Source organism: Streptomyces sp. NPDC020898 (assembly GCF_044333925.1).
Taxonomy (GTDB): Bacteria; Actinomycetota; Actinomycetes; order Streptomycetales; family Streptomycetaceae; genus Streptomyces.
This window is the reverse complement of record NZ_JBIRRV010000044.1, coordinates 1-5,457: the sequence shown is the minus strand read 5'-3', so window position 1 is coordinate 5,457 and position 5,457 is coordinate 1. Positions and strand designations below refer to the sequence as shown.

At 73.1% G+C, this 5,457-nt stretch carries 5 protein-coding genes; all 5 read right to left on the bottom strand.

The annotated features are described in order from the left end of the window. Nucleotides 1-149: 149 nt before the first annotated feature. From ACH4TV_RS48215 to ACH4TV_RS48195, 5 genes are read right to left on the bottom strand one after another with little or no spacing between them, the layout of a single operon-like run. Nucleotides 150-1,688 (bottom strand): FAD-dependent oxidoreductase, encoded by a 1,539-nt coding sequence (locus tag ACH4TV_RS48215; RefSeq protein ID WP_398407849.1) that lies wholly within the window; start codon nucleotides 1,686-1,688, stop codon nucleotides 150-152. A 47-nt stretch (nucleotides 1,689-1,735) separates the two neighbouring features. After that, nucleotides 1,736-3,232 carry an aminotransferase class I/II-fold pyridoxal phosphate-dependent enzyme gene (locus ACH4TV_RS48210; RefSeq protein WP_398407848.1) on the bottom strand — a complete coding sequence of 499 codons (1,497 nt, stop codon included), beginning with the start codon at nucleotides 3,230-3,232 and terminating at the stop codon, nucleotides 1,736-1,738. Beyond that, entirely contained in the window at nucleotides 3,213-4,307 is a 1,095-nt protein-coding gene (locus ACH4TV_RS48205) for an iron-containing redox enzyme family protein (protein WP_398407847.1), read from the bottom strand. The genes ACH4TV_RS48210 and ACH4TV_RS48205 overlap by 20 nt, the downstream gene beginning before the upstream one ends. Then, nucleotides 4,304-4,534, bottom strand: coding sequence for a CDGSH iron-sulfur domain-containing protein (locus tag ACH4TV_RS48200; protein ID WP_398407846.1), 231 nt, complete (start codon nucleotides 4,532-4,534; stop codon nucleotides 4,304-4,306). The genes ACH4TV_RS48205 and ACH4TV_RS48200 overlap by 4 nt, the downstream gene beginning before the upstream one ends. Then, nucleotides 4,518-5,261 carry a HemK2/MTQ2 family protein methyltransferase gene (locus ACH4TV_RS48195; RefSeq protein WP_398407845.1) on the bottom strand — a complete coding sequence of 248 codons (744 nt, stop codon included), beginning with the start codon at nucleotides 5,259-5,261 and terminating at the stop codon, nucleotides 4,518-4,520. The genes ACH4TV_RS48200 and ACH4TV_RS48195 overlap by 17 nt, the downstream gene beginning before the upstream one ends. Nucleotides 5,262-5,457 lie beyond the last annotated feature (196 nt).

Here is a 5,457-nt window from a genome sequence, read left to right as displayed (position 1 = left end):
TTCCTCGCCGACCCCTTGGTCACCTCGCGACCAACTGGCAGGACGAGGAACAGCGGCCCCGGGATGCGCCCGTTACCGATCAAGGACAAACCCGGGGTGGTTCCCGGACAACCGGGCAATCAGGCAACCGCACGGGCGGCGGACGGACTTCACGCCTCCGGGAGCTCGCGCCTCTCCAACGGGCGTACCGCGGGCCCTTGGAGGATGTGGCCGTCCGGGGCGAAGCGGGAGCCGTGGCACGGGCACTCCCACGCCTGCTCCGCGTTGTTGAAGGCCACGACGCAGCCGAGATGGGTGCAGCGCGCCGACACGGCGTGCAGCGAGCCGTTCTCGTCCCGGTGGACGGCGCGCCGCTGTCCGCCCACGCGCACCACGGCGCCGTGCCCCGGCGGGATGTCGGCCAGGGCGGGCGGCGTCATGGACGGCAGCCGGTCGCCGACGAAGTGCCGGGCCACCTGCGCCTGGTGCTTCAGGAACGACTTCCCCTCGCGGACCACGGGTGCCAGCCGGCGCGGATCGTAGAGGCCGCTCCAGTCGGCCTCACGGCCGCCGACCAGGTCGCCGAGGAGCCGGCCCGCCATGATCCCGCCGCTCAGACCCCACCCACCGAACCCGGTCGCCACATAGGTGTGCCGGCTGCCGTGGTGAAGCCTTCCGACCAGCGGTACGGAGTCGGTGGAGTCGTTGTCCTGCGTGGCCCAGCGGTGGGTGAACGTGAGGCCGGGAAAGCGCTCGCCGGCCCAGCCGGACAGCCGGTCGAACCGCTCCTCGACATCGGCGGTGCCGGGGGTGAAATGCTCCCCGGTGACGATCAGCAGGCGTTTTCCGTCGCGGTACGGGGCGCTGCGCACCGATCGTGTGGCCTGCTCCGGCGTGATGTACATGTCGCGCGGGGCGCGGTCCTCGTCGATGGTCCCGGCGACGACGAGTTCACGGCGCGGGCTGAGGCGGGTGAAGAGGAGGGCGCGGTCGAAGACCGGGTAGTGGGTGGCGATCACGACCTCGCCGGCCCGGACCGACACCCCGGCCTCGGTGCGCAGGACACAGGGCTCGCCCTCGGTGAGTGCGACGACGCGCGTGCCCTCGTACACCGTGCCGCCGCGTCGGCGCAGGTCGTCGGTGAGCGCCAGCAGGTACTTGCGGGGATGGAACTGCGCCTGTCCGCTCACCCGGACCGCGCCGGCGACCTCGAAGGGCAGCTCCGGCAGCTCGGTCACGAACTCGGCCGGCAGACCCGCCTCCCGGGCCGCGTCGGCCTCCGCCCGCAGCTCCCCGAGGCGGTCCGGATCCTCGGCGTAGGTGCAGGCCGCCGCCTCCTCCCACTCGCAGTCGACGCCGAGTTCGCCGGCGATCTCGGAGGCGTGGCGGATCGCCTCGGCCTGGGAGCGCGCGTACAGGCGGGCGCCCTCGGGGCCGCGGGTGCGGCGCAGCCGGTCGTAGACGAGCGTGTGCAGGGCGGTCAGTTTGGCAGTCGTGCGGCCGGTGACCCCGGCGGCGATCCGGTCGGCCTCCAGCACCGCCACCTCACGCCCCTGCCGGACCAGTTCCCAGGCGGTGCTGAGCCCGGCGATGCCGCCGCCGATCACGGCGACGTCCACGGTGAGGTCGCCGGCCGGCGGGGGAGCGGGGGCGCCGGGCGGCGCGGTCTCCAGCCAGTAGGAACCCTGGATTCCGGTTATCGCGTCCATGGCGCCCGAGTGCCCCTCGTGGCGCGTGCTACGCCGATCTACCGAGCCTAGGCCCTGTCGTCCTCGACGATCCGTACCGTCTCCAGCCGCTGGTCGGCCGCGTCCGGCAGGAACATTCCGGCCTCGACGCCGGTGGTCAGGTACGTCAGCAGCGGCTCGGTCAGGCGTTCGCCGGGCAGGATCACGGGGATGCCGGGCGGATAGGGCGTGATCATCTCGGCGGCGATCCGACCGGCGGCCTCGGCCGGGGGGACCTTGGTGTGCCGGGCGAAATAGGCGTCCCTCGGCAGGAGGGCCTGGTCCGTCCGCAGCTCGGCCGGGGACGGGACGGCGACCTGAGGAGCGTCCCGCAGGGCGGGCACCACGGCGGCGTGGTCGGCGAGATCGCGCAGCGCCGTGAGCAGACGCGCGGTGGTCCGCTCGTCGTCGGCGTGGGTGAGCTGGGTGCTGAGGCGCCGGTGGTCGAACAGGTGGACGTCGATGTGGTGGTGGGCGCGCAGCCAGTCGGCGGCGCGGTAGCCGCTGGTGCCGAGGCCGCCGACGCCGCCCATGTCCATGACGACGGGGAGGGGATCGAAGTCGTGGGCGAGCCCCGGACCGCAGAAGTCCTTCGCGTCGTTGACGTGGAAACCGTCGATCGCCTCGATGGCGGTACGGGTGTGCGCGGCCAACTCCAGTGCCCCGCCGATGAGTTGGTGCCCGCGCTCGACCATCTGTCGACGCCACGCGTCGATGCCGGCGTAGAGCAGGACGTTCGGGCTGGTCGTGCCGAGGAGGTCGGCCCGTGAGGCGAGTTCGGCGGGGTCGACGAGGTCGCCCCGGAGGTGGAAGACCGAGCCCTGTTCCAGACCGCTGCCCATCTTGTGGATGCTGGTGACGCAGATGTCGGCGCCCGCGTCCATCGCCCACGACGGCAGGTCGTCGTGGAAGGGGAGATGCGCTCCCCACGCCTCGTCCACGATGAGCGGCCTGCCGTGGCGGTGGCAGACGTCGGCGATACCGGCGAGGTCGGCGGCGGCTCCGTACGGGGTCGGGCTGGTGACCAGGGCGCCGTCGGCGTCGGGATGTTCCGCGAACGCGCCGGCGAAGGCGGCCGCCGACGGAGGGTGGGCGAGGTGCCGGTCGGCGTCCCACCGGGGTTCCACCCACACGGGCTCGACGCCGGACAGGATGAGCCCGGCGACCACCGACTTGTGCGCGTCGCGCCCCACGAGGAGCCGATGGTGCGGACGGGTCACCGCCAGCATGGCCGCCTTGACCGACAGTGAGCTGCCGCAGGTCGAGAAGAACGTGTGGTCCGCGTGCACGGCGTCGGCCATGAGCTCCTCGGCCCGCGCCAGCACATCGCCCCGGGCGAGATGGTCGTCCAGGCCGCCGTTGGCCAGGACGTCCCCGAAGAAGACGGCATCGCCCAGCACCGCACGGGCGCGTGGATCCGCCCCGCGGGCCCGTTTGTGACCCGGGGGCGTGAATCCCAGTTCGTCGTTGTCCCCGTATCGGGCGAGCGCTTCCAGAATCGGGGCCTCAGCGTGGTTCGCTCCCATGCGCACCGGGTGCCCCACATCCCGGCCCGTACGCGGTCCCTCCCCTCGGCACCGCCCGCAGGCCCGTGGCGCCCGCGCGCCAGGAACCGAGCAGCCTGTCCGCGAGGCGGCTCTCGAGGTGGGTGGTCGCGCGGATCCCGAACACCACGTCGGCGTCCAGGTGCGGTTCGTCCGCCAGGAGCCCGCCGACGACGTCATGCCGTACGACCTGTTCGTGCACCGCGTCCGCCTCCACGTGCTCGGCGTAGAACCGCACGGCCGCCGGGCCGGCGCCGACCCGGCGGAGCGCCTCGGCGAGGCGGCGCGAGGCCGGGGACGAGGTCACCTCGACGGCGGCGAAGTTCCCGACGAGCGCCGCGCGCAGCGCGCGGTGCAGACCGAACAGGGACATCAGATTGACGGTGGCGAGGGCCTCGGCCGGCGCCGCGTCGACGTATCGGCCGTACGTCGGATCGAGCCGCAGGTCCGCCATCAGGTCGGCGAACAGCTGTGCGTGGATCTCGTCGGCGCGGCCCGCCCCGAACTCGTCGAACTCCACGGCGACCATGGCCCCTTTGGCCCGCCCGTGGAGCCGGGGGAGGACCCAGGCATGCGGATCCGCCTCCTTGAGGTGGTAGAGGGAGCGCACGGCCGCGTAGACGCGCAGCTGGTCGAGGCTGCCCTCGTCCCGGAGGAAGTACGAGACGCCGGTGCCGTCGTCGCCGACGGGTTCGAGCTGGAGTTCGTCCAGGACCTGTTCGGCCGTCTCCGCGGGGTCGATCGGCACGTCGTGGCGCAGTGCGTCCAGGAAGCGGCTCTCGATCGCGCCGCGGTGCGCGAGCAGGGCGCCGTTCCACTCAAGGCTGTCGGGGACGTCCTGGAAGCCCTGGTAGTGCAGCTCGTAGAGGATGTAGAGGGCGAGTTGGAGGTCGTCGCCGTACGGGGAACAGCTCTCCGGAGACGGCACGCTCCCCCCGCGCGCTCCCCGCAGCAGGGCCGTCACGGCGGCGGAGAGCGGGCCGCGCGGCTCGGGCAGCGGCGGGGGCCGGAGCCGGAACCGTTGCCGGAAGTGTTGCCGGGTAGGGGAGTTGGTCATCGGGGCCCACCTTTGCGGCAGCGATGGCTGGTGTCGCACCAGGGGAAGACGCGGCTGCGGCGACAGGTGCAGACCGCCACGGTGAAGCGGTCCGAGACCACCGACTCGCCGTCCTCGCCCACCACTTCGACGGGTCCCTCGATGAGCAGAGGGCCGTCTCGCTGGACGCGGACACGTACGGGGCGCGGGCGTTCAGGTGTGTGCGGGCGTTCAGGTGTGTTCGGCACGGATCACCACCAGCTCCTCCGTCGTCCCGCCGGCCGTCAGTCCCTGCGCGCGTAGCCAGGCGAGCCGGGAACGCAGCACCCGCCCGAAGGGCAGCGCGGCCCGGTCGACGACCTCCGCCCGTAGACCGGCTTCCGCCAGGCGGGTCAGCGTCGCGTCGATGCCGCACAGGTGGGAGTGCACGAGCAGGAGCGTCCCCGTCGGCCGCAGGACCGTCGGCGCGGTGTCGCAGATGCGGTCGATCAGCAGCCGGCCGTCCCTTCCGGCGTCCCAGGCCCTGGCGGGGCCCCGGGGTGGCGCGTCGGCCGGCGCGGGTACGTAGGGCGGGTTGGTGACCACCAGGTCGAAGCGGCGGCCGGGCACGGCCGCGGCCAGGTCGCCGTGGCGCACCCGCAGGGCCTGTCCGTTCAGCAGGGCGTTCAGCCGGGTGGCGGCGAGCGCCCGCCAGGAGATGTCGACGGCCGTGACCCGACCGCCGAGCCGCGCCGCCTCCACCGCGAGCAGACCGCTTCCGGTGCCCAGATCCAGTACGTCCGTCCGCTCCGTGACGCCCTCCCGGCACATCGCCCGCCGCAGCAGCCGGGTGTCGGCCTGAGGCGCGTACACACCCCTGGGGACCCAACAGCGGAGCGGGGGAGCGGCGGTGAGGGCATTGGCGGAATCGGTGGCATCGGTGGCGGAGGACTCGCGGGGCCTCTTGGCAGTGCGGTCGACGGCAGGTGCTCGCATGTTCGCTCCGATGCCGGGGGGACGGACGGCCCGCTGCGCGGGCACGAGCCGGCAGCACCTCACGAGTACCCCCTGGCATCAGACGTAACGAGAGACGCGGGCTCCGCTCAGTGGTCGTCGGTGATGCTGGTCGCGATGCCGTTGCTGACCACGACCTCGGCGGAGAAGCCCTTCTTGGCGGCCGCCTCCAGCTGGG